General features: G+C 61.5%; 27 protein-coding genes and 1 tRNA gene. 24 read left to right on the top strand and 4 right to left on the bottom strand.

Features of this window, described 5'->3' with window-relative positions:
- The first annotated feature begins 2 nt into the window (after positions 1 to 2).
- The 16 genes from CHB88_RS16425 (at position 3) to tatC (ending at position 11,157) form a co-directional block, all read left to right on the top strand.
- A complete protein-coding gene (locus CHB88_RS16425) occupies positions 3 to 239 on the top strand; it encodes a BolA family protein (RefSeq protein ID WP_089400426.1) in 237 nt (78 codons plus the stop codon).
- On the top strand, positions 239 to 1,492 hold the full coding sequence (murA, locus tag CHB88_RS16420; protein ID WP_089400425.1) for a UDP-N-acetylglucosamine 1-carboxyvinyltransferase: 1,254 nt from the start codon (positions 239 to 241) through the stop codon (positions 1,490 to 1,492). The genes CHB88_RS16425 and murA overlap by 1 nt, the downstream gene beginning before the upstream one ends.
- Positions 1,489 to 2,139, top strand: coding sequence for an ATP phosphoribosyltransferase (gene hisG / locus CHB88_RS16415; RefSeq protein WP_089400424.1), 651 nt, complete (start codon positions 1,489 to 1,491; stop codon positions 2,137 to 2,139). Before murA ends, hisG begins: the two co-directional genes overlap by 4 nt.
- An 8-nt stretch (positions 2,140 to 2,147) precedes the next feature.
- Positions 2,148 to 3,461, top strand: coding sequence for a histidinol dehydrogenase (hisD, locus tag CHB88_RS16410; protein ID WP_089400423.1), 1,314 nt, complete (start codon positions 2,148 to 2,150; stop codon positions 3,459 to 3,461).
- Between the two features lie 13 nt (positions 3,462 to 3,474).
- On the top strand, positions 3,475 to 4,245 hold the full coding sequence (locus CHB88_RS16405) for a DNA-methyltransferase (RefSeq protein ID WP_089400422.1): 771 nt from the start codon (positions 3,475 to 3,477) through the stop codon (positions 4,243 to 4,245).
- Between the two features lie 29 nt (positions 4,246 to 4,274).
- Positions 4,275 to 5,363, top strand: a complete 1,089-nt coding sequence (hisC, locus tag CHB88_RS16400; RefSeq protein ID WP_089400421.1) for a histidinol-phosphate transaminase — start codon at positions 4,275 to 4,277, stop codon at positions 5,361 to 5,363.
- 18 nt (positions 5,364 to 5,381) lie between these two features.
- Positions 5,382 to 5,978: an imidazoleglycerol-phosphate dehydratase HisB gene (hisB, locus tag CHB88_RS16395; RefSeq protein WP_089400420.1), complete on the top strand. Its 597-nt coding sequence runs from the start codon at positions 5,382 to 5,384 to the stop codon at positions 5,976 to 5,978.
- 36 nt (positions 5,979 to 6,014) lie between these two features.
- On the top strand, positions 6,015 to 6,653 hold the full coding sequence (gene hisH, locus CHB88_RS16390) for an imidazole glycerol phosphate synthase subunit HisH (protein WP_089400419.1): 639 nt from the start codon (positions 6,015 to 6,017) through the stop codon (positions 6,651 to 6,653).
- A gap of 68 nt (positions 6,654 to 6,721) precedes the next feature.
- Complete coding sequence (gene hisA / locus CHB88_RS16385; RefSeq protein WP_089400418.1) at positions 6,722 to 7,516, top strand: 1-(5-phosphoribosyl)-5-[(5-phosphoribosylamino)methylideneamino]imidazole-4-carboxamide isomerase; 795 nt, start codon at positions 6,722 to 6,724, stop codon at positions 7,514 to 7,516.
- Positions 7,513 to 8,277 (top strand): imidazole glycerol phosphate synthase subunit HisF, encoded by a 765-nt coding sequence (hisF, locus tag CHB88_RS16380; RefSeq protein ID WP_089400417.1) that lies wholly within the window; start codon positions 7,513 to 7,515, stop codon positions 8,275 to 8,277. The genes hisA and hisF overlap by 4 nt, the downstream gene beginning before the upstream one ends.
- Positions 8,274 to 8,678, top strand: a complete 405-nt coding sequence (gene hisI, locus CHB88_RS16375; RefSeq protein WP_089400416.1) for a phosphoribosyl-AMP cyclohydrolase — start codon at positions 8,274 to 8,276, stop codon at positions 8,676 to 8,678. The genes hisF and hisI overlap by 4 nt, the downstream gene beginning before the upstream one ends.
- Positions 8,679 to 8,724: 46 nt before the next feature.
- Positions 8,725 to 9,084: a phosphoribosyl-ATP diphosphatase gene (locus CHB88_RS16370; RefSeq protein WP_089400415.1), complete on the top strand. Its 360-nt coding sequence runs from the start codon at positions 8,725 to 8,727 to the stop codon at positions 9,082 to 9,084.
- A gap of 45 nt (positions 9,085 to 9,129) precedes the next feature.
- Positions 9,130 to 9,498 carry a histidine triad nucleotide-binding protein gene (locus CHB88_RS16365; RefSeq protein WP_089400414.1) on the top strand — a complete coding sequence of 123 codons (369 nt, stop codon included), beginning with the start codon at positions 9,130 to 9,132 and terminating at the stop codon, positions 9,496 to 9,498.
- Between the two features lie 95 nt (positions 9,499 to 9,593).
- Positions 9,594 to 9,821, top strand: coding sequence for a Sec-independent protein translocase subunit TatA (gene tatA, locus CHB88_RS16360; RefSeq protein ID WP_089400413.1), 228 nt, complete (start codon positions 9,594 to 9,596; stop codon positions 9,819 to 9,821).
- Between the two features lie 66 nt (positions 9,822 to 9,887).
- Positions 9,888 to 10,394, top strand: a complete 507-nt coding sequence (gene tatB / locus CHB88_RS16355; protein WP_089400412.1) for a Sec-independent protein translocase protein TatB — start codon at positions 9,888 to 9,890, stop codon at positions 10,392 to 10,394.
- Between the two features lies 1 nt (position 10,395).
- Complete coding sequence (tatC, locus tag CHB88_RS16350; protein WP_089400411.1) at positions 10,396 to 11,157, top strand: twin-arginine translocase subunit TatC; 762 nt, start codon at positions 10,396 to 10,398, stop codon at positions 11,155 to 11,157.
- 31 nt (positions 11,158 to 11,188) lie between these two features.
- On the opposite strand, the gene CHB88_RS16345 is transcribed toward tatC, so the two are convergent.
- Together CHB88_RS16345 and CHB88_RS16340 are read right to left on the bottom strand one after the other, a co-directional pair.
- On the bottom strand, positions 11,189 to 11,866 hold the full coding sequence (locus tag CHB88_RS16345; RefSeq protein ID WP_089400410.1) for a DUF2461 domain-containing protein: 678 nt from the start codon (positions 11,864 to 11,866) through the stop codon (positions 11,189 to 11,191).
- Positions 11,867 to 11,878: 12 nt separating this feature from the next.
- On the bottom strand, positions 11,879 to 13,051 hold the full coding sequence (locus tag CHB88_RS16340) for a Do family serine endopeptidase (protein WP_089400409.1): 1,173 nt from the start codon (positions 13,049 to 13,051) through the stop codon (positions 11,879 to 11,881).
- Positions 13,052 to 13,063: 12 nt separating this feature from the next.
- On the opposite strand from CHB88_RS16340, the gene CHB88_RS16335 reads away from it, so the two are divergent.
- The 8 genes from CHB88_RS16335 to CHB88_RS16300 all read left to right on the top strand — a co-directional run bounded on the left by CHB88_RS16335 (position 13,064) and on the right by CHB88_RS16300 (position 19,051).
- A complete protein-coding gene (locus CHB88_RS16335; RefSeq protein ID WP_089400408.1) occupies positions 13,064 to 13,831 on the top strand; it encodes a Nif3-like dinuclear metal center hexameric protein in 768 nt (255 codons plus the stop codon).
- Between the two features lie 68 nt (positions 13,832 to 13,899).
- On the top strand, positions 13,900 to 14,586 hold the full coding sequence (locus CHB88_RS16330; RefSeq protein WP_089400407.1) for a response regulator: 687 nt from the start codon (positions 13,900 to 13,902) through the stop codon (positions 14,584 to 14,586).
- 303 nt (positions 14,587 to 14,889) lie between these two features.
- Complete coding sequence (petA, locus tag CHB88_RS16325; RefSeq protein WP_089400406.1) at positions 14,890 to 15,498, top strand: ubiquinol-cytochrome c reductase iron-sulfur subunit; 609 nt, start codon at positions 14,890 to 14,892, stop codon at positions 15,496 to 15,498.
- A 2-nt stretch (positions 15,499 to 15,500) separates the two neighbouring features.
- A complete protein-coding gene (locus CHB88_RS16320; protein ID WP_089400405.1) occupies positions 15,501 to 16,907 on the top strand; it encodes a cytochrome b in 1,407 nt (468 codons plus the stop codon).
- A 21-nt stretch (positions 16,908 to 16,928) separates the two neighbouring features.
- Positions 16,929 to 17,693, top strand: coding sequence for a cytochrome c1 (locus CHB88_RS16315; protein WP_089400404.1), 765 nt, complete (start codon positions 16,929 to 16,931; stop codon positions 17,691 to 17,693).
- An 84-nt stretch (positions 17,694 to 17,777) separates the two neighbouring features.
- Positions 17,778 to 18,389 (top strand): glutathione S-transferase N-terminal domain-containing protein, encoded by a 612-nt coding sequence (locus CHB88_RS16310; RefSeq protein WP_089400403.1) that lies wholly within the window; start codon positions 17,778 to 17,780, stop codon positions 18,387 to 18,389.
- 75 nt (positions 18,390 to 18,464) lie between these two features.
- Positions 18,465 to 18,950 (top strand): ClpXP protease specificity-enhancing factor, encoded by a 486-nt coding sequence (locus CHB88_RS16305; protein ID WP_089400402.1) that lies wholly within the window; start codon positions 18,465 to 18,467, stop codon positions 18,948 to 18,950.
- A gap of 25 nt (positions 18,951 to 18,975) precedes the next feature.
- Positions 18,976 to 19,051: transfer RNA gene (locus CHB88_RS16300), tRNA-Thr, on the top strand.
- Between the two features lie 666 nt (positions 19,052 to 19,717).
- Here CHB88_RS16300 and CHB88_RS24635 read toward each other — a convergent pair.
- Positions 19,718 to 19,981 (bottom strand): DUF4357 domain-containing protein, encoded by a 264-nt coding sequence (locus tag CHB88_RS24635; RefSeq protein ID WP_143131324.1) that lies wholly within the window; start codon positions 19,979 to 19,981, stop codon positions 19,718 to 19,720.
- Between the two features lie 44 nt (positions 19,982 to 20,025).
- A complete protein-coding gene (locus tag CHB88_RS24630; protein ID WP_143131323.1) occupies positions 20,026 to 20,967 on the bottom strand; it encodes a hypothetical protein in 942 nt (313 codons plus the stop codon).
- Positions 20,968 to 21,209 lie beyond the last annotated feature (242 nt).

The raw sequence follows: 21,209 nt of genomic DNA, 5'->3' as shown, positions 1-21,209 counted from the left end.
CCATGCTGCCCACGCCCGAGCTCGTCAAGAGCTATATCGCCGCCGGCCTCGAGTGCACCCATCTGGAAGTCGAAGGCGACGGCCAGCATTTCACCGCCACCATCGTCTCGCCCGCCTTCCGCGGCAAGCGCCTGATCCAGCGCCATCAGCTGGTGTACGCGGCGCTGGGCGATCGCATGCGCGAGGAAATCCACGCGCTCTCCATGAAAACCCTTGCTCCTGAAGAGTTCCAGCCATAATGGACCAGCTGCTCATCACCGGCGGAAACCGTCTTTCCGGGGAAATCCCGATTGCCGGCGCCAAGAACGCCGCCCTGCCCATCCTCTGCGCCGGCCTGCTCACCAGCGACACCGTTGCTCTGTCCAACGTGCCGCATCTGCAGGACGTGGCCACCATGCTCAAGCTGCTCGGCCAGATGGGTCTGGCCATCGAGCGCAATGGCGACGCCATCACCCTCGACGGCGCGGCGGTCGACAAGCTGGAAGCGCCCTATGAGATGGTGAAGACCATGCGCGCTGCCATCCTGGTGCTCGGCCCGCTGGTGGCCCGCTTCGGCGAAGCCCGCGTCTCCTTGCCGGGCGGCTGCGCCATCGGCTCGCGTCCGGTCGATCAGCACATCAAGGGCTTGCAGGCCATGGGCGCCGAGATCGCCATCGAGGCCGGCTACATCCATGCCAAGGCCAAGCGGCTGCGCGGCACGCGCATCGTCACCGACATGATCACCGTCACCGGTACCGAAAACTTGCTGATGGCCGCCACCCTGGCCGACGGCGAGACCGTACTGGAAAACGCGGCGCGGGAGCCGGAAGTCACCGACCTCGCCAACCTGTTGGTGGCGATGGGCGCCAAGATCAGCGGCATCGGCACCGACCGCCTGGTGGTGCAGGGCGTGGAGCGGCTGCATGGCGCCAGCCATACCGTGATTGCCGATCGCATCGAGACCGGCACCTTCCTGTGCGCCGCGGCGGCGGCCGGCGGCGACGTCATGCTGACCAACACCCGCAGCGACATCCTCGACGTGGCGCTGGACAAGCTGCGCGAGGCCGGCGCCATCATCACCTCAGGTCCGGACTGGATTCGCCTGCAGATGGCGGCGCGCCCGCGCGCCGTCAGCTTCCGCACCACCGAGTACCCGGGCTTCCCGACCGACATGCAGGCCCAGTTCATGGCGCTCAACTGCATCGCCGACGGCGCCAGCCATGTCTCGGAAACCATTTTCGAGAACCGCTTCATGCACGTGCAGGAGCTGAACCGCCTCGGCGCCGCCATCACCATCGACGGCCACACCGCCATCGTGCAGGGCGTGGACAAGCTGGTCGGCGCGCCGGTGATGGCGACCGACCTGCGCGCATCCGCCTCGCTTGTCATCGCCGGCCTCGCCGCCGAGGGACAGACCCTGGTGGACCGCATCTACCATCTCGACCGCGGCTACGACCGCATGGAAGCCAAGCTCTGCGCCGTCGGCGCCGACATCCAGCGGGTGAAGGCATGAGCCGGCAGCTGACCCTCGCGCTGTCGAAGGGCCGCATCTTCGAGGAAACCCTGCCTCTGCTGCAAGCCGCCGGCATCACCGTCGCCGAAGATCCGGAGTCTTCCCGCAAGCTGATCCTGCCGACCAACGATCCGCAGGTGCGGGTGATCATCGTGCGCGCCTCCGACGTGCCAACCTACGTCCAGTACGGCGCCGCCGACTTCGGCGTGGCCGGCAAGGACGTGCTGATGGAGCATGGCGGCGAGGGCCTGTACCAGCCGATCGACCTGAACATCGCCAAGTGCCGCCTGTCGGTGGCGGTGCCCAAGGGCTTCGATTACCAGAACGCGGTGCGCCAGGGCGCGCGACTGCGGGTGGTGACCAAGTACGTGCAGACCGCCCGACAGCACTTCGCCGCCAAGGGCGTGCACGTCGACCTGATCAAGCTGTACGGCTCCATGGAACTGGGCCCGCTGGTCGGCCTGTCGGACGCCATCGTCGACCTGGTCAGCACCGGCAGCACGCTGCGCGCCAACAACCTGGTCGAGGTGGAGCACATCATGGACATCTCCTCGCGCCTGGTGGTGAACCAGGCGGCGCTGAAGCTCAAGCGCGAGCGCCTGCAGCCCATCCTCGACGCATTCGAAAAGGCCTCCCGGGCCGAGTGAGAACCCGCATGACCATCCAGATCCAGAGGCTCGATTCGAGCGATCCCGATTTCCGCCGGAAGCTGTCCGCCGTGCTCGCCTTCGAGGCGAGCGAGGATGAAGCCATCGACCAGGCGGCGGCGCGCATCCTGGCCGACGTCAAGGCGCGCGGCGACGCCGCGGTGCTGGAGCATACCAACCGCTTCGACCGCCTGCAGGCGCAGAGCGTGGCCGCGCTGGAAATCGGCCAGGACGAGCTGCAGCGGGCGCTCGGCAGCCTGTCGCCGGAGCGGCGCGACGCGCTGCAGGCGGCAGCCAAGCGGGTGCGCTCCTACCATGAGCGGCAAAAGAAGGAATGCGGTTCGGATGGCTTCACCTATGCGGAAGACGACGGCACGGTGCTGGGCCAGAAGGTTACGCCGCTGGACCGCGTCGGCATCTATGTGCCGGGCGGGAAGGCTGCCTATCCCTCCTCGGTGCTGATGAACGCCATCCCGGCCAAGGTGGCCGGCGTGGCGGAAGTAATCATGGTGGTGCCGACCCCGGGCGGCGTGAAGAATGAACTGGTGCTGGCGGCGGCGGCGATCGCCGGCGTCGACCGGGTGTTTACCATCGGCGGCGCCCAGGCCGTCGGTGCGCTGGCCTACGGCACCGATACCATCCCCCAGGTCGACAAGATCGTCGGCCCGGGCAATGCCTATGTCGCCGCCGCCAAGCGCCGGGTGTTCGGCGTGGTCGGCATCGACATGATCGCCGGCCCGTCGGAGATCCTGGTGCTGTGCGACGGCAGCACCGATCCCGACTGGGTGGCGATGGACCTGTTTTCCCAGGCCGAGCACGACGAGCTGGCGCAATCCATCCTGGTCTGCCCGGATGATGCGTATCTCGCGAAGGTGCAGGCCAGCATCGAGCGCCAGCTGGAGGACATGCCGCGCAAGGACGTCATCCGCACCTCGCTCACCAACCGCGGCGCCATGGTCAAGGTGCGCGACATGGACGAAGCCTGCGAGATCGCCAACCTGATCGCCGCCGAGCACCTGGAAATCTCGGCCGAGAACCCGCAGCAATGGGCCGACAAGATCCGCCATGCCGGCGCCATGTTCCTCGGCCGCTACTCTTCCGAGTCGCTGGGCGATTACTGCGCCGGCCCGAACCACGTGCTGCCGACTTCGCGCACCGCGCGCTTCTCGTCGCCGCTGGGGGTGTACGATTTCCAGAAGCGTTCCAGCATCCTCAACGTCAGCGCCGCCGGCGCCCAGACGCTGGGCCGCATCGCCGCCGAGCTGGCCTACGGCGAAGGCCTGCAGGCGCATGCCCGCTCGGCGGAATATCGCCTCAAATGAGATTACCGCGCGCATGAGCCAGCCCTGGGTCGACCGCATCTTCTGCGAGGATGCGCTGCAGGGCCTGGCCCGCATTCCGGACGGCGCGATCGACCTGCTGATCGCCGATCCGCCCTACGGCCTCGGCAAGGATTACGGCAACGATTCCGACAAGCTCGATACCGACGCCTACCTGCGCTGGACCGAGGCCTGGATCGATGCCGCGCTGCCCAAGCTCAAGCCCAGCGGCAGCCTCTACATCTTTCTCACCTGGCGCTATTCGCCGGAAATCTTCGTCATGCTCAAGCGCCGCATGACGATGATGAACGAGATCATCTGGGACCGCCGCGTGCCGTCCATGGGCGGCAGCACCCGTAAGTTTTCGTCCGTGCATGACACCATCGGCTTCTTCGTCAACGCCCGGGATTATTATTTCGATCTCGACGCGGTGCGAATTCCGTATGATGAGCAGACCAAGAAGGCGCGCTCGCGCAGCATCTTCGTCGGCGCCAAATGGCTGGAGATCGGCTACAACCCGAAGGACGTGTGGAGCGTGTCGCGCCTGCACCGCGAGCACAAGGAACGGGAAGACCACCCGACCCAGAAACCGCTGGAGATCGTCGAGCGCATGATCAAGGCTTCCTGCCCCGCCGATGGCGTGGTGCTGGATCCCTTCATGGGCAGCGGCACCACCGCGGTGGCGGCGCGACGCTGCGGCCGCCGCTTCGTCGGCTTCGAGCTGAATCCGCAGTATTGCGCGCTGATCGAGAACCGCCTGGCCGGGCTGGAAAACGCCGCCGCCTGAGAACCTGCCAACACCAAGACCGAAACGCCATGTCACTGACCCAGAACATCATCCGCCCGGACATCCTGGCGCTGTCTGCCTACCACGTGCCCGACGCCTCCGGCTTCGTCAAGCTGGACGCGATGGAAAACCCCTACCAGCTGCCGGCCGACCTGCGCGCCGAGCTGGGCCGGCGCCTGGCCGAGGTGGCAATGAACCGCTATCCGATTCCGTCCTACACCGAGCTCAAGCGCCGCATTTGCGAGCGCCTCGGCGTGCCGGCGGGCTTCGACGTGGTGCTCGGCAACGGCTCGGACGAGCTGATCACCATTCTCTCGGTGGCCTGCGCCAAGCCGGGCGCCAAGGTGCTGGCGCCGGTGCCGGGCTTCGTCATGTACGAGATGTCGGCCAAGCTCGCCGGCCTCGGTTTCGTCGGCGTGCCGCTGAAGCCGGACTTCGCCCTCGACCTGGACGCCATGCTGGCCGCGATCGCGCGCGAGAAGCCCGCCATCGTTTATCTCGCCTATCCGAACAATCCCACCGCCAACCTGTTCGACGAGGCCGCCATGGTCGCCATCCTCCGCGCCGTCGGCGACAGCGGCATCGTGGTGGTGGACGAGGCTTACCAGCCCTTTGCCCAGGCCAGCTTCATGCCGCGCCTGCCGGAGTTTTCCAATCTGGTGGTGATGCGCACCGTGTCCAAGCTCGGCCTGGCCGGCATCCGGCTCGGATACCTGTCCGCCTCGCCCGAGCTGCTGGTTGAGTTCGAGAAGGTGCGTCCGCCCTACAACGTCAATGTGCTGACTCAGGCGGCGGCCGAATTCGTGCTGGAGCACAGCGACATTCTCGACGCCCAGGCAGCGCAACTGCGCGAGGAGCGCAGCCGCCTGGCGCAGGCGCTGACCGCCACCGGCGCGGCGGAAGTGTTCCCGTCGGCAGCCAATTTTCTGCTGATCCGGCTGAAAACCGGCAAAATAGGGGCCAACGACCTATTTTCTGCATTGTTGAAGCAGAAGGTTTTGGTTAAAAATGTCGGTAAAATGCACCCATTATTGGAGAATTGCTTGCGGGTAACCGTCGGCACGCCGGAAGAGAACCGGATTTTCCTCGATGCCTTCGTCGCATCGCTCGCAATGTAATCTTTCACTCTCTTGAACATGTCCACGTCCCGCGTTGCAGAGATCACGCGCAACACCAACGAAACGCAAATCCGCGTCGTGATCAATATCGACGGCACCGGCAAGCAGAACCTGAATACCGGCGTCCCCTTCCTCGACCACATGCTCGATCAGATCGCGCGTCACGGCCTGATCGATCTCGACATCGAGGCCAAGGGCGATCTGCACATCGACGCCCACCATACCGTGGAAGATACCGGCATCACCCTCGGCCAGGCCTTCGCCAAGGCGATCGGCGACAAGAAAGGCGTGCGCCGCTACGGCCATGCCTACGTGCCGCTGGACGAGGCGCTGTCGCGCGTGGTGGTCGACTTCTCCGGCCGCCCCGGTCTGCATTTCAACGTACCCTTCACCCGCGCCATGATCGGCAACTTCGACGTCGACCTCGCCCGCGAATTCTTCCAGGGCTTCGTCAACCATGCACTGGTAACGCTGCACATCGACAATCTGCGCGGCGACAATGCGCACCACCAGTGCGAAACCGTGTTCAAGGCATTCGGCCGCGCGCTGCGCATGGCCGCCGAGATCGATCCGCGCGCCGTCGGCACCATCCCTTCGACGAAAGGCAGCCTGTAATCCGGCGCGGCCGGCAGGGGCATCTGGTTTTCTGAAATGAATAAAATCGTTGTAGTGGATTACGGCATGGGCAACCTGCGCTCCGTCGCGCAGGCGCTGCGCCATGTCGCGCCGGAAGCGGACATCCGGATTTCGAGCGACGCCGCGGACATCCGCGCCGCCGACCGCATCGTGCTGCCGGGGCAGGGCGCCATGCGCGACTGCATGGGCAGCTTGGCGCAGTCAGGTTTGAAGGAAGCGGTGATCGAAGCCGCCCGCAGCAAGCCGATGTTCGGCGTTTGCGTCGGCGAGCAGATGCTGTTCGACTGGAGCGAGGAGGGCGACGTGCCCGGCCTCGGCCTGCTGCCGGGCAAGGTGGTGCGCTTCCGCCTCGACGGCCGGGTGCAGGACGACGGCTCGCGCTTCAAGGTGCCGCAGATGGGCTGGAACCGGGTGCGCCAGACCATCGCCCATCCGCTCTGGGAAGGCATCCCGGACGGCAGCTACTACTATTTCGTGCACAGCTATTACGCCGTGCCGGAACTCGGCCGACACACGCTGGGCGAAACCGATTACGGCGGTGCTTTCACCTCGGTGGTCGGCCGCGACAACATCTTCGCCACCCAGTTTCACCCGGAAAAGAGCGCGGCCGCCGGCCTGCAGCTTTACAAGAATTTTGTACACTGGAATCCGTAATTCGATCTCACAAATGCTAGTCGCCCGCTTCTCCACCCTCCTCAACCAACCACACTGCTAACCCAGCCATGCTGCTCATTCCTGCCATCGACATCAAAGACGGTCAATGCGTGCGCCTGAAACAGGGCGATATGGACCAGGCCACGGTTTTCTCCCCGGATCCCGCCGACATGGCGCGGCACTGGCTGGCGCAGGGCGCCCGGCGGTTGCATCTGGTTGACCTCAACGGCGCCTTCGCCGGCAAGCCGAAGAACGAATCCGCGGTCAAGGCCATCATCAAGGCCATGCGCGACTTCGCCCGCGACAACAACGTGGACGAGATCCCGATCCAGCTCGGCGGCGGCATTCGCGACCTCGACACCATCGAGCGCTATCTCGACGACGGCCTGTCCTACATCATCATCGGCACCGCCGCGGTGAAGAACCCCGGCTTCCTGCACGATGCCTGCAGCGCCTTCCCCGGCCAGATCATCGTCGGCCTGGATGCCAAGGACGGCAAGGTTGCGACCGACGGCTGGAGCAAGCTCTCCGGCCACGAGGTGATCGACCTGGCAAAGAAATTCGAGGACTATGGCTGCGAAGCCATCATCTATACCGACATCGGCCGCGACGGCATGATGGGCGGCGTCAACATCGACGCCACCGTCAAGCTGGCGCAGAGCATGACGATCCCGGTCATCGCCTCCGGCGGCGTGCACACCATCAAGGATGTGGAGGCGCTGTGCGCGGTGCAGGACGAGGGCATCGAAGGCGTGATCTGCGGCCGTTCCATCTACGAAGGCACGCTCAATCTCGCCGATGCCCAGCAGCGCGCCGACGAACTCAGCGGCTACGAGCAGCAGGCGGAAGAAGACCAAGCATGACCCTGGCAAAACGCATCATCCCTTGCCTCGACGTGACCGCCGGCCGCGTCGTCAAGGGCGTCAATTTCGTCGAACTGCGCGACGCCGGCGATCCGGTGGAGATCGCTCGCCGCTATGACGAGCAGGGCGCCGACGAACTGACCTTCCTCGACATCACCGCCACCTCCGATGAACGCGACCTGATCCTGCACATCATCGAGGCGGTAGCGTCGCAGGTCTTCATTCCGCTGACGGTGGGCGGCGGGGTGCGCACGGTGGAAGACGTGCGCCGCCTGCTCAATGCCGGCGCCGACAAGATCAGCATCAATAGCACCGCCGTGGCCAATCCACAGATGGTCTACGACGCTGCCCACAAGTACGGCTCCCAGTGCATCGTGGTGGCGATCGATGCCAAGCGCACCGGCGACGGCAAGTGGGAAGTCTTCACCCACGGCGGCCGCAAGCCGACCGGCCTCGACGTGGTCGAATGGGCGAAGAAAATGGAAAGCCTGGGCGTGGGCGAGATCCTGCTGACCAGCATGGACCGCGACGGCACCAAGAGCGGTTTTGACCTGGCGCTGACGCGCGCGGTGTCGGATGCCATCGCCATTCCGGTGATCGCTTCCGGCGGCGTCGGCGGCCTGCAGGACCTGGCCGATGGCGTCACCGAAGGCCGCGCCGATGCGGTGCTCGCGGCCAGCATCTTCCATTACGGCCAGCACACCGTGCAGGAAGCCAAGCAGTACATGGCCGAGCGCGGCATTCCGATGAGGCTGGCATGAGCCTCAAGGACAAGTGGCTGAACAAGATCAAGTGGGATGAGCACGGCCTGGTGCCGGTGATTGCCCAGGAGGTCGGCTCCAACGACGTGCTGATGTTCGCCTGGATGAACCGCGAGGCGCTGGCGAAGACAGTCGAGCTGGGCGAGGCGGTGTACTGGAGCCGCTCGCGCAAGAAGCTGTGGCACAAGGGCGAGGAGTCCGGCCATGTACAGAAGGTGCACGACATCCGGCTCGACTGCGACGAGGATGTGGTGCTGCTGAAGGTGGAACAGGCCGGCGGCATCGCCTGCCATACGGGCCGCCATTCCTGCTTTTTCCAGAAGTTCGAGGGCAGCGCCGAGAACGGCGAATGGCAGTCGGTAGAGCCGGTGCTGAAGGATCCCGAAAGCATTTACAAGTAGACGCCAGGCAGCGTCGGAACGATTCCTGAAAGCATCGGACAAACACATGAGCGATACATTGCAGCGCCTGGCGGAAGTGATCGAATCCCGCAAGCCGGCCAACGGCGGCGATCCGGAGAAATCCTATGTCGCCCGCCTGTTTGCCAAGGGCGACGATGCCATCCTGAAAAAGATCGGCGAAGAAGCCACCGAGACGGTGATGGCGGCCAAGGATGCGCGTGCCGGCGGCGACAAGTCCAAGGTGCTGTATGAATGCGCCGACCTCTGGTTCCATTCCATGGTCCTGCTGGCGCAATTCGATCTGAAACCGCAGGATGTGATCGCGGAACTGGCGCGCCGCGAAGGCGTTTCCGGCATCGAGGAAAAGGCCAGCCGCAAGCCGGCCGGACGCAACGCCGAGGACTGACGCGGCCGTTTTCAAACAAACCACAGAACGAAGGGTGACGGAGACATGGACAACTGCATCTTCTGCAAGATTGCCGCCAAACAGATTCCGACGAAACCGGTGTACGAAGACGACGATGTCATCGCTTTTCACGACATCAATCCGGCCGCGCCGGTGCACCTGCTCATCGTGCCGAAGCAGCACGTGGCGGCGCTCTCGTCCTGCGACGAAAGCCACGCTGCGCTCTTGGGTAAAATGATGCTGCTGGCGCCGAAGTTGGCGGCTGAGCAGGGTTGCGGCTATGCCAGCGAGGATGGCAGTGGCAGCGGCGGCTTCAAAACCCTGGTCAATACCGGACCGGACGGCGGCCAGGAGGTGTACCATCTGCATATTCACGTCATCGGCGGACCGCGACCCTGGCGCGGTCAGCGTTAATCAGTCGTCATCCGCCTCGCACGATGCATTACTGCGGGCGCGGAGACAGAAACAAGCATCAGGCAAATAGGGCGCAAGCCTCTTAGGAGAAAGAAATGGGTTCGTTTAGCGTTTGGCACTGGCTCATCGTGCTGGTCATCGTCATGCTGGTCTTCGGCACCAAGAAGCTCGGCAACATCGGCTCCGACCTCGGCAAGGCGGTCAAGGGCTTCAAGGATGGCGTCAAGGGCGAGGAGGAGAAATCCGCCAGCCCGGCCGCTCCTTCGCAGGTCGCCGACAAGTCCACCATCGACGTCGAAGCCAAGGAAAAGTCCAAGAGCTGAACGTCCCCGCACGGGCCGCGCCGCTGAGCGTGCCGGCCCGCTTCCCGCCCGGTTTCTTCCCTTCACATGATCGATCTTGGCATTTCAAAACTCGCGCTGATCGGGGTCGTTGCCCTGGTCGTCATCGGCCCGGAGCGCCTGCCCAAGGTGGCGCGCATGGCCGGCACCTTGCTTGGCAGGGCGCAGCGCTATATCAACGAGGTCAAGTCCGAGGTGAGCCGCGAGATCGAGCTGGAAGAGCTGCGCAAGATGCAGAAAGACATGCAGGACGCGGCTTCCAACGTCGAGCAGACGGTGCGCGAAAACATGTCCGACGTAGAGTCCGGCTTCAACAGCGCTTGGGACGACCCGGCCACGGTGAGCCAGTACGATGCGAATCCGCTGGCCAGCCCGCCGACGCCTGACCAGGCGGCGGTGAAGGCCAAGGACTTCCGCCGCAAGAAGCTGGCGCGCACCTCCGCCATTCCGGCCTGGTACAAGCACCAGCACGGCCGCCGCACCCGCGTGATCTCCGGCGCCGCCCGCGTGGCCAAGTTCCGTCCCGCCGGCATGGCGCGCAAATCCTTCCACTGACATGACCGAAGACCAACAAGCATCGGGTGCGACCGACACCTTCATCTCGCATCTGGTCGAACTGCGCAACCGCGTGATGAAGGCGGGCGTGGCGATCATTCTCGTCTTCGTCTGCCTGATGCCTTGGGCGGGCACCATCTACGACCTGCTGGCGCAGCCGATGATGTCGGCGCTGCCGGAAGGCAGCCACATGATCGCCACCGGCGTCATCACGCCTTTCCTCATTCCGGTGAAAGTGACGCTGCTGGTGGCCTTCGTCATCGCGCTGCCCTGGGTGCTGTACCAGGCCTGGGCCTTCGTCGCGCCCGGCCTCTACACGCACGAGAAGCGGCTGGTGGCGCCGCTGGTGATCTCGTCCTCGCTGCTGTTCATCGCCGGCGTCGCCTTCTGCTATTTCTTCGTCTTCGGCGTGGTGTTCAAGTTCGTCAACGAATTCGCGCCGAAATCGGTGTCGGTCGCGCCTGACATCGACAGCTATTTCGGGTTCGTGATGACCATGTTCATCGCCTTCGGCGTCACCTTCGAGGTGCCGATCGTGGTCATTGTGCTGGTGCGCATGGGGCTGGTGTCGATCGACAAGCTGAAGGAAATCCGGCCCTATGTGATCGTCGCCGCCTTCGTGGTGGCGGCCGTCGTCACGCCGCCGGACATCATGAGCCAGATGCTGCTGGCTTTGCCGCTGTGCCTGCTGTACGAGGTGGGATTGCTGGTGGCGCCGATCTTCGCCCGTGCAACGCGGGCGCCAGAAGAAGAGACGGCATAATTGCGCAATTGCGCATTGCGTCGGCAGGCGCTCAAGCCAGCGGAATTTCCCTGAGCCAGTTCACCAAGGGCTGGCTGTCCCGGAAGCCGGACACGATCTGCTCCGCCAGGTCGTCCGGCTTTTTGTTCTTCAGGCTGGTCTCGGTCCAGACGATGAAGCTCTTGAGCTTGAGATATTCGGGATGGACCTCGGCATTCTCGAAACCCTTGGGCAGGCGCTTGAGCTTGCATTCCTCCTGCAGGTCGCCATAGGTTTGCTTCAGGCGCTTGTTCTTCAGCATCTTGCCGAAGCCGGCCGCATCCTCGATCACGCGCTCCCGTATCGCCTTCAAGCGCGCCGGCGGCGGCATGTATTCGCCGCCGGCCACCAGCAGCGTGCCATTCGCATCGATATGGAAATAATAGGACGGGCCGCCACCCTGGCTCGGCTTCTTCAGGCCGCTGGCGGTGATGGCCGCTGAAAAATAGGTTTTGTACGGGCTCTTGTCGTGGGAGAAGCGAATGTCGCGGTTGATGCGGAACAGCGCCTTCTTCGGATTGCAGTCAGCCACGGCAGGATCGAACTTTCCGATCTCGCGGATCAGCCGCACCACCAGTTCCAGGAATTCAGCGCGCAGGATGTCGTAGCGCGGCTTGTTCATCACGAACCAGGCGCGGTTGTTGTTTTCGGCGAGTTCGCCGAGGTAGCCGATCAAATCACGTACGTGCATTGCGCCGCTTCCTCATTCCTCTTCCTGTTGCTGGCGTGGGTCCCGCTTGGGTTGGGGCCGTCTGCCGACCACCACATCCAGGGTCGACTCCTGGGTCTTGCGCAGCACCGTCATGCGCGCTTTCTGCCCCGGCGTCAGCTGGGCGATGGTATTGAGCATGTCGGTGGTGTCGTTCACCGGCTTGCCTTCGACCGCCACCAGGATGTCGCCGGGGCGCATGCCGGCCCGCTCGGCAGGGCCGCCCTTGAGCACGCCGGCGATGATGGCGCCGGACTTGCGGCCGAGGCCGAAGCTGTCCGCCAGTTCCGGGGTGATGTCCTGCGGCTCGACGCCGATCCAGCCGCGAATCACCTGGCCGTTGGCGATGATGGCGTCCATCACGTTCTTCGCCGTGCTCACCGGAATGGCGAAGCCGATGCCGAGCGAGCCGCCGCTGCGCGAATAGATGGCGGTATTGATGCCGATGAGATTGCCGTTGCTGTCGGTCAGCGCGCCGCCGGAATTGCCGGGATTGATGGCAGCGTCGGTCTGGATGAAGTTCTCGAAGGTGTTGATGCCGAGATGATTGCGGCCCAAGGCCGACACGATGCCGAAGGTGACGGTCTGGCCCACGCCGAACGGGTTGCCGATGGCCAGCACCACATCGCCCACCTGGGCCTGCTCCACGCGGCCGAATGTGATGGCGGGGAGGTTGGACATATTGATCTTGATGACCGCCAGATCGCTCTCGGGGTCGCTGCCGACCAGTTTTGCCACCGTCTTGCGGCCGTCGGCCAGCGCCACCTCGATCTGGTCGGCGGTCTCGATCACATGGTTGTTGGTGAGGATGAAGCCTTCCGGGCTGACGATCACGCCCGAACCGAGGCTGAACTGCTTGTCTTCCTGCTGGTCGCCGAAGAAGCGCCGGAACACCGGGTCGTCCATGAAAGGATTCTTGGGCCGGCTGGGACCCTTGGTGGTGAAGATGTTTACCACCGTCGGCATGGCCCGCTTCGCCGCCTCGCGGTAAGAGCCCTGACCAGGCGAGGCATGTGCCGGCGCTTCCGCCACCGCGATGGGGCTGGCCCCGGGATGCGTTCTGCGGCTGCGGTCGCCGATCCACTGGGGCTTGAGGCTCGCTACAATGAACCAGACCGCCAAACCCACGGTGACGGTTTGCGCAAACAACAACCAGAGACGTCGCATAAAGGAATGTGAATGAATCAAGGAACGATGGAGCGGGCGGAGCTGGCCGGCTACCTGGCCAGAGTGCTCGATATTACCCGTTTTCGCGATTATTGCCCAAATGGCATTCAGGTCGAAGGCAAGCCGGAAATCAGGCGTCTCGTCACCGGCGTCACCGCCAGTCTGGCGCTGATCGATGCGGCCATCGAGGCCGGCGCCGATGCCATTTTGGTCCACCATGGCTATTTCTGGCGCGGCGAGGATGCCCGCATCGTCGGCCAGAAGCATGCGCGTCTGAAGCGCCTGCTGGCGCATGACATCAATCTGTTCGCCTATCATCTGCCGCTCGACATGCATCCGGAACTCGGCAACAACGCCCAGCTGGCAAAGCGGCTCGGGCTGGCCGCCGACGGCCGCTTCGGCGAGAACGATATCGGCTGGCTCGGCACGCCGGGCGATCCGGCGGTGAAGACGGTTGGCGATCTTGCCAAGGTAATCTCAAGCCGGCTGGCGCGTGAGCCGATGGTGATCGGCGATCCCGCTCAGCCGCTCGGCCGCATCGGCTGGTGCACCGGCGCCGCGCAAGGCTACATGGAAGACGCGCTGGCCGCCGGCGCGTCCGTCTATCTCAGCGGAGAAATCTCGGAGCAGACCGTGCACCTGGCGCGGGAGGCGAGCGCTGCCTATATCGCCTGCGGCCATCATGCAAGCGAACGCTACGGCGTACAGGCGGTAGGCGAGCATCTTGCACAGAATTTCGGAATCGAGCATCGCTTCATCGATATTTTTAATCCGGTATAAGAAAAGACTTGATGAAAAGTTTCTGATGCGCTATATCATGGGGGAAACAATTTGCATTGAGGAAAATCATGGAACCAACCGTTTCGCCTCGCCGTATGCATGTTTTGGTTGTCGAAGATGATCCCGATGTACGAGATGCCTTTTGCGCCGTACTGGAAAGCGATGGCAATCTGCAGGTGCTGACCGCCGATACCAAGGCCAAGGCGATTGACCTGCTCTCCCGGAACCGGTTCGACGTACTCCTCGCCGATCTCGGTCTGCCGGACGGTTCCGGTCTGGATGTGATCAAGGCCTGCGTCAAGGCCCAGCCTCAATGCGACATCATGGTCGTGACCGTATCCAGCGACGAGGAAAACGTCCTGGCCTGCATCGAGGCTGGCGCCGCCGGTTACGTCCTCAAGGATGCGGAGCGGCTGGATATCGCCCGTTTCCTCCGCGACCTGCGCGCCGGCGGGGCGCCGATGAGCCCGGTAATCGCCCGCATGGTGCTGGACAAGGTGCGCGGCGGGAAGAAGCCGGCCGCGCCCAGCTTGCCGGCCATCGGGGCGCTGACGCGGCGCGAATCCGCCATCCTCGATCTGATCGCCCGCGGCGACAGCTACAACGAAGTCGCGCGCCAGTTGTCGGTGTCGGTGGGCACGGTGCAAACGCATATCAAGAACATCTACTCCAAGCTGGCGGTGCATTCGCGCGGCGAGGCGGTGTTCGAAGCGCACAAGCGCGGTCTGCTGCAGATGGAGCGCATGGCGCGTTAAGCGCAAGCCGACACCACGCAGTTTTTCCTTCCTCATTCGCCCGGCGCTCTGATGCGGCTTGCCGGGCAATGGTCGTTTCCACCGGCGGATCATTCTCGGCCATGTCCGGAATCGACCGGTCTCGTCTCCATTCCCCCCTCGCAATGGCGCTGCCCGGGCTGATTTGTCACGCCTTCGCCACCCCGTTCAGTCAAGAGTGGATGGAAAGAATGTATTCCCTTTGAATCAACAGCTTCGTCAGATATAATTTAAGGTTGACGGTAGTTTCGAGCAGATTTCGCATTTTGACTGATTGGGGTTGGTATGAGTAATGAAAAGCAGGTCGATTCCGGCCGGCGCGGCTTGCTCGTCGCAACTTGCGCGGCGGGCGGTGTGGCTGGCCTGGCTACTGCAGGGGCGTTTGTCTCCACCTTCCAGCCGTCCGAGCGGGCCAAGGCCGCCGGCGCGCCGGTAGAAGTTGACATTGCCGGCCTGGGGCCGGGAGAGATGAAAACCGTCGAATGGCGGGGCAAGCCGGTCTGGATCTTGAAGCGCTCGCCGGAGATGGTGGCGTCGCTGAAGAAGACGGACAATGCCGTGGCCGATCCTAAGTCGGAACGCAACCCGGACGAACTCACGCCCGAATACGCCCGCAACGAATACCGTTCCCGCAAGCCGGACGTGCTGGTCGCCGTCGGCATCTGCTCGCATCTCGGCTGCTCGCCGTCGAGCAAATTCCAGCCGGGTCCTCAGCCGTCGCTGCCCGACGACTGGGCCGGCGGCTTCCTCTGCCCCTGCCATGGCTCGACCTTCGACCTCGCCGGCCGCGTCTTCAAGAACAAGCCGGCGCCGGACAATCTCCAGGTCCCGCGCTACATGTACCTCGGCGACAACAAGCTCCTGATCGGCAAAGACGAGAAAGGCGAGGCGTAATCATGGCGACTTCCCACAAGCCCAATCCCACCCCGGTGCCCGCCGAGGGCAGCAAGGCCCTGGCCTGGATCGACGCCCGCTTCCCGCTGTCGGCCACCTGGCGCGCCCACATCTCCGAATACTACGCGCCGAAGAACTTCAACTTCTGGTACATGTTCGGTTCGCTGGCGCTGCTGGTGCTGGTGATCCAGATCGTCACCGGCATCTTCCTGGTGATGCACTACAAGCCGGACGCCAACCTGGCCTTCGCCTCGGTCGAGTACATCATGCGCGACGTGCCCTGGGGCTGGCTGGTGCGCTACATGCATTCCACCGGCGCTTCGGCCTTCTTCATCGTGGTCTACCTGCACATGCTGAAGAGCCTGCTGTACGGCTCCTACCGCAAGCCGCGCGAACTGCTGTGGCTGTTCGGCGTCGCCATCTTCCTGTCGCTGATGGCCGAGGCCTTCTTCGGCTACCTGCTGCCGTGGGGCCAGATGTCGTTCTGGGGCGCCCAGGTGATCGTCAACCTGTTCGGCGCGATCCCGTTCATCGGTCCGGACCTGTCGCTCTGGATCCGCGGCGACTACGTCGTGTCCGACGCCACCCTGAACCGCTTCTTCTCCTTCCACGTCATCGCCATTCCGCTGGTGCTGGTCGGCCTGGTGTTCGCGCACATCATCGCGCTGCACGAAGTCGGTTCCAACAACCCGGACGGCATCGAGATCAAGGCCAACAAGGACGCCAATGGCATCCCAATGGATGGCATCCCGTTCCACCCGTACTACACGGTGCATGACATCTTCGGCGTCTCGATCTTCCTGATCGTGTTCACCGCAGTGGTGTTCTTCGCGCCTGAAATGGGCGGCTACTTCCTGGAGTTCAACAACTTCATCCCCGCCGACCCGCTGAAGACCCCGCCGCACATCGCGCCGGTTTGGTACTTCACGCCGTTCTACTCCATCCTCCGCGCCACGACGTCGCAGTTCATGTACTGGCTTGCCGCCGGCACCGCCGCCTACGTGGCGCTGCTGATCCTGAAGTCGCGCCTGGCCGGTTTCTGGAAGATTGTGGCGCTGGCGGTCGGCGTTGCCGCCATCATCGGCATGTTCGTGTTCGATGCCAAATTCTGGGGCGTGGTGCTGATGGGCGTATCGGTGCTGATCCTGGGCGGCCTGCCGTGGCTGGATCATTCCCCGGCGCGCTCCATCCGCTACCGTCCGACCTGGCACAAGTATGTCTATCTCCTGTTCGGCGTCTGCTTCCTGATCCTGGGCTACCTGGGCATCCTGCCGCCGACCGAGACCCGTACCCTGGTTTCGCAGATTTGCACCTTCGTCTACTTCGGGTTCTTCCTGCTGATGCCGTGGTGGAGCACCATGGGCAGCTTCAAGCCGGTGCCGAGCCGTGTAACCTTCCAGCCGCACTAAGCCGCAAGGGATAAGACAAACATGAAATTGCTGAAAAAACTGATTGCGGCTGTTGCGTTTGTTCCCGTGCTGGCCCTGGCGAGCGAAGACGGTTTTCCGCTCGACCACCTGGCACCGCGCACCAACGACATCACCGCCCTGCAGCATGGCGCCAAGCTGTTCGTCAACTATTGCCTGAACTGCCATGGCGCATCTGCGATGCGCTACAACCGCCTCAAGGACATTGGCCTGTCGGAAGACCAGATCAAGAACAATCTGCTATTCACGACGGAAAAGGTGGGCGACCTGATGAAGGTTTCCATGCCGACCAAGGATGCCAAGGACTGGTTCGGCGCCACGCCGCCCGACCTGTCGGTGATCGCCCGTGCCAAGTCCTCCGAAGCCGGCCCGGGTACCGACTGGCTGTACACCTACCTGCGGACCTTCTACAAGGACGACACCCGTCCGACCGGCTGGAACAACCTGGTCTTCCCCAACGTCGGCATGCCGCATGTGATGTGGGATCTGCAGGGCGTGCGCAGCGCCAAGTTCGTCGAGGAAAAGGATCCGCACGATCCTTCGAAATCGGTGCACAAGTTCGAGAAGTTCGAGATGGTCAAGGCGGGCACGATGTCGCAGCTGGAGTATGACAACGCCGTCGCCGACCTGGTCAGCTATCTCGACTGGATGAGTGAACCGGCGCAGAATACCCGCCGCCACCTCGGTGTCTGGGTGCTGCTGTTCCTGGGCGGCTTCCTGTTCCTGACCTGGCGCCTCAACGCCTCATACTGGAAAGATGTAAAGTAAGCCGCATCTGCCATTAACCGAATTCCGTATCACCAGGGTGAGCCGTGAAGCGTCTCACCCTATTTGTTTCTAAGGAACTACCAAATGATGGTTCTCTATTCAGGCACCACCTGCCCGTTTTCCCAGCGCTGCCGACTGGTATTGTTTGAAAAAGGCATGGATTTTGAAATCCGCGACGTCGACCTGTTCAACAAGCCGGAAGACATCTCCGTGATGAACCCGTACGGCCAGGTACCCATCCTGGTCGAGCGCGATCTCATCCTGTACGAGTCGAACATCATCAACGAATATATCGACGAGCGCTTCCCGCATCCGCAATTGATGCCGGCCGACCCGCTGATGCGCGCCCGTGCCCGCCTGATGCTGTTCAATTTCGAGAAAGAGCTGTTCGTTCACGTGCATACGCTGGAGAACGACAAGTCCAAGGGTGCCGAAAAGGCGCAGGAAAAGGCGCGCCTAGAAATCCGCGACCGGTTGACCACGCTGGCGCCGCTCTTCCTCAAGAACAAGTACATGCTGGGCGACGAGTTCTCCATGCTGGATGTGGCGATCGCGCCCCTGCTCTGGCGCCTCGACCACTACGGCGTCGAGCTCTCCAAGACTGCCGCGCCGCTGATGAAGTATGCAGAACGCATCTTCTCCCGCCCGGCCTATATCGAAGCGCTGACCCCGTCCGAGAAAGTCATGCGCCGCTGATGGCGCCATGTCTGTCCCGCCGCATGTTTTCCGGCGGGACAGGCGTGAAGCACCGCTCCATCATGGGCTCTCAACATGTCTGAAATTTCCACCAAACCCTATCTGCTGCGTGCGATTTACGAATGGTGCACCGATAACGGCTACACGCCTTATCTCGCCGCCATGGTCGACGCCAGGACCCGCGTGCCGCGGGAATTCGTCAAGAACGGCGAAATCGTCCTCAACATCAGCTTCACCGCCACCAGCGGCCTGAAGATGGAAAACGAGGTCATCAGTTTCAGCGCCCGTTTCGGCGGCGTGGCCAAGGACATTTCCATCCCGGTGGAAAACGTCGTCGCCATCTATGCCCGTGAAAACGGGCAGGGCATGGCTTTTGAAGTAGCGCCGCCGGCGACTGCCACGTCGGTAGCCGAGCAGGAAAAGGAAGACGGCGAGGGAGGCGCGACGCTGTCCGCCGTTCCGACTGCGGAGGCGGCTGCGCCAAGCGACGAGTCTGGAAATGACAACCCCGATCCCCCCAAAAAGGGCGGCGGACGGCCTACGCTTACCCGGGTCAAATAACGTATAATAGACATTCAGGTTTTATGCCGGCTTAGCTCATTTGGTAGAGCAGTTGACTTGTAATCATCAGGTGGCCAGTTCGAATCCGGCAGCCGGCACCATAAAAATCAAAGGCTTACAGCTTTAGCGGGCTGTAAGCCTTTTCTCATTTTCGACCGGTGTAGGCACTGTGTAGCTTTTTTGGATGGCTTTCAACTTGGGTTGCGAGTCTCATTCTTCAAGCAGAGAATCGAGCGTCCAGCCCATATCCCCTGCGCCAATAAACATACGTAGAATGTAGACAGCCCTAGATCGGCAGACCATAAGCCTAGGCTTTAGGCCGCAGGCAACAAAGCTGGCAAAGGGGACTAAAAACCACTTTCCAGTGGCATGTCCATAAGCCATCGATGGCGACAACGGTTTGTCCATGGTAAACACTGCACGTCCACTTGCCGAGCAGTAGCACCTTGCCTACGTTCAACTCTAGATAGTCTAGGATAAGGGCTCTCGTCAGGCCGCGGGCAGTTATGCGAGTCGGCTAATCATGGGGTGGATGTCCTAGCCCGTCACGTTCTAGGTCAGAGATCCGAATCGTTTTTATGCATTAGGCGTTGTTAGTTGTGCGTGAGTCTAAGGGGCCGCCATCAAGGACACCTTTCTCTACCTCCCGTACTCTCCGCTCAAGAGGCCTCGTAAAACAACTCCAGCAATCAATTCGATGTAGTGGGGGCCTATCTGGAGCATGTTGCTGTGCCCAAGCCGACGTTTGACGCACGGCTAAAATATATTTATCGCGCCCGCTGCTTTTTTGGCTTCTGCTTTTTCGGCTTCTGCTTTTTTAAGCCCCAATACGTCCATCCATTATTGGCGTGTCCTGAAATAGCTTGAGCTGCAGAAGACAACGAGGAATAAATCTCCTGACCAATTTTTAAGGTCACGTTACCTCGTTTCGCGTCAACTGATATCACCTCCGCAGTTATACAACCTTCCCTTTTCCTGAAGTTGTGGATCAGTTTGTCGCCTATTTTTGGAAGTAGTTTCTCATCGCTCATTTAATGCTCGTCGGATATGAATGTTGCCCTGGGAGATGCGGAAATTAGTTCGAATGCTTAGCTATCTCCTCTATTACCTTTCGGTAACCACTCACCGGGTCTCTAACAGTAATGTTGAAAGAAGTTTGCTGCTGACCAATCAACGATCCAAACGTACCCACGATCTCTTCGAGCCTCACACTTAACTCGGAACGAAGGGTGGAGTAATACAAGGTGAAAATTTTTATCTTTCTACCCGGGCTGATTTGTTGAGAAAGAAGAGCTAATCGATCATATTTCGGCCCGTCTTCACCCGGATAATAGTTTGAAAGCTTTTGCTGTCGAAAATTCTTTTTTGAGCTTTCTGTATGTTTTTTTAACTCAATAATTGCTATTGGCTTCATCGAGGATTTTCCACACAGCAATAAATCCACATCTCCGGGCCAAAGGGCGTCAGTTTTTGAGAGATGACATTCTAGACACGAGGTGCCATATTGCAGTCCTTTCTTCCCTATGGGAAACGGACCGCCGGATCGAAATTTGATTAATTCCTTAACCTGGGACAGACGAAGTCTCGAAATTTCCAGACCCTTCTTTTTTTGCGGATCTTTAGGCCACCGGGCGATTATGATCGAGGATGTTTCCTCATCATTCCAGCAATGACAATCATCAAAAACTATTGCAGATGCGGAACATGCGTTTGCCGACGAAAACGCAACAAGCTCCATAAACTTTTGATGCCCGCGAAGACCATGTGTTATATCGTCATCACTTAAGTGTGAAAGGTCGCCCGTGATCGTTGATTCAAATGGGCATTTGAGCCAAAAGTCTTTATTTAGCTGGTTCGAGGTCCAATCAATGAAATAATCAAAGCTCACACCTATGAGATTTTGTTCCGATAGAAAATCGTTTGAAAGGATCGACTGAGGGCTGGGTAAAACAGGGTTTTCTTTGGCAAGCACTGTTCTGTCGGTGCAGCGCGCAAGGACGGGTTCTAGGAAATTCATGTTTCTCTTCTTTTAAGACAAAATTAAAAGAGGTTTTGGCTGTCGGACGTTTTTCTTTAAGCGCATACCGAGAGAAATGCGTATTAACTTCGCTGCGACTCCATGCGGGCGATTAGAGCCTGTTTGAAAACGGCTCAAGGAAGCGAAATAGCGCAATGGATTTGCGGATTCTCGCTCTTTGCCGAAAGCCTATTGCGCCGCATCTCAAGGTGATGCAAAGATCTTTCACCTTTGGCTTGTTT

The sequence above is a fragment of the Noviherbaspirillum humi genome (assembly GCF_900188095.1).
GTDB lineage: Bacteria > Pseudomonadota > Gammaproteobacteria > Burkholderiales > Burkholderiaceae_D > Noviherbaspirillum > Noviherbaspirillum humi.
This window is presented reverse-complemented; position numbering and strand designations above follow the sequence as displayed.

What these genes read in the sequence shown, in the direction of transcription:
- CHB88_RS16425 (WP_089400426.1), top strand. Translation starts at nt 3, where the DNA reads ATGCTGCCCACGCCCGAGCTCGTCAAGAGCTATATCGCCGCCGGCCTC.
- murA (WP_089400425.1), top strand. Translation starts at nt 239, where the DNA reads ATGGACCAGCTGCTCATCACCGGCGGAAACCGTCTTTCCGGGGAAATC.
- hisG (WP_089400424.1), top strand. Translation starts at nt 1,489, where the DNA reads ATGAGCCGGCAGCTGACCCTCGCGCTGTCGAAGGGCCGCATCTTCGAG.
- hisD (WP_089400423.1), top strand. Translation starts at nt 2,148, where the DNA reads ATGACCATCCAGATCCAGAGGCTCGATTCGAGCGATCCCGATTTCCGC.
- CHB88_RS16405 (WP_089400422.1), top strand. Translation starts at nt 3,475, where the DNA reads ATGAGCCAGCCCTGGGTCGACCGCATCTTCTGCGAGGATGCGCTGCAG.
- hisC (WP_089400421.1), top strand. Translation starts at nt 4,275, where the DNA reads ATGTCACTGACCCAGAACATCATCCGCCCGGACATCCTGGCGCTGTCT.
- hisB (WP_089400420.1), top strand. Translation starts at nt 5,382, where the DNA reads ATGTCCACGTCCCGCGTTGCAGAGATCACGCGCAACACCAACGAAACG.
- hisH (WP_089400419.1), top strand. Translation starts at nt 6,015, where the DNA reads ATGAATAAAATCGTTGTAGTGGATTACGGCATGGGCAACCTGCGCTCC.
- hisA (WP_089400418.1), top strand. Translation starts at nt 6,722, where the DNA reads ATGCTGCTCATTCCTGCCATCGACATCAAAGACGGTCAATGCGTGCGC.
- hisF (WP_089400417.1), top strand. Translation starts at nt 7,513, where the DNA reads ATGACCCTGGCAAAACGCATCATCCCTTGCCTCGACGTGACCGCCGGC.
- hisI (WP_089400416.1), top strand. Translation starts at nt 8,274, where the DNA reads ATGAGCCTCAAGGACAAGTGGCTGAACAAGATCAAGTGGGATGAGCAC.
- CHB88_RS16370 (WP_089400415.1), top strand. Translation starts at nt 8,725, where the DNA reads ATGAGCGATACATTGCAGCGCCTGGCGGAAGTGATCGAATCCCGCAAG.
- CHB88_RS16365 (WP_089400414.1), top strand. Translation starts at nt 9,130, where the DNA reads ATGGACAACTGCATCTTCTGCAAGATTGCCGCCAAACAGATTCCGACG.
- tatA (WP_089400413.1), top strand. Translation starts at nt 9,594, where the DNA reads ATGGGTTCGTTTAGCGTTTGGCACTGGCTCATCGTGCTGGTCATCGTC.
- tatB (WP_089400412.1), top strand. Translation starts at nt 9,888, where the DNA reads ATGATCGATCTTGGCATTTCAAAACTCGCGCTGATCGGGGTCGTTGCC.
- tatC (WP_089400411.1), top strand. Translation starts at nt 10,396, where the DNA reads ATGACCGAAGACCAACAAGCATCGGGTGCGACCGACACCTTCATCTCG.
- CHB88_RS16345 (WP_089400410.1), bottom strand. Translation starts at nt 11,866, where the DNA reads ATGCACGTACGTGATTTGATCGGCTACCTCGGCGAACTCGCCGAAAAC.
- CHB88_RS16340 (WP_089400409.1), bottom strand. Translation starts at nt 13,051, where the DNA reads ATGCGACGTCTCTGGTTGTTGTTTGCGCAAACCGTCACCGTGGGTTTG.
- CHB88_RS16335 (WP_089400408.1), top strand. Translation starts at nt 13,064, where the DNA reads ATGAATCAAGGAACGATGGAGCGGGCGGAGCTGGCCGGCTACCTGGCC.
- CHB88_RS16330 (WP_089400407.1), top strand. Translation starts at nt 13,900, where the DNA reads ATGGAACCAACCGTTTCGCCTCGCCGTATGCATGTTTTGGTTGTCGAA.
- petA (WP_089400406.1), top strand. Translation starts at nt 14,890, where the DNA reads ATGAGTAATGAAAAGCAGGTCGATTCCGGCCGGCGCGGCTTGCTCGTC.
- CHB88_RS16320 (WP_089400405.1), top strand. Translation starts at nt 15,501, where the DNA reads ATGGCGACTTCCCACAAGCCCAATCCCACCCCGGTGCCCGCCGAGGGC.
- CHB88_RS16315 (WP_089400404.1), top strand. Translation starts at nt 16,929, where the DNA reads ATGAAATTGCTGAAAAAACTGATTGCGGCTGTTGCGTTTGTTCCCGTG.
- CHB88_RS16310 (WP_089400403.1), top strand. Translation starts at nt 17,778, where the DNA reads ATGATGGTTCTCTATTCAGGCACCACCTGCCCGTTTTCCCAGCGCTGC.
- CHB88_RS16305 (WP_089400402.1), top strand. Translation starts at nt 18,465, where the DNA reads ATGTCTGAAATTTCCACCAAACCCTATCTGCTGCGTGCGATTTACGAA.
- CHB88_RS24635 (WP_143131324.1), bottom strand. Translation starts at nt 19,981, where the DNA reads ATGAGCGATGAGAAACTACTTCCAAAAATAGGCGACAAACTGATCCAC.
- CHB88_RS24630 (WP_143131323.1), bottom strand. Translation starts at nt 20,967, where the DNA reads ATGAATTTCCTAGAACCCGTCCTTGCGCGCTGCACCGACAGAACAGTG.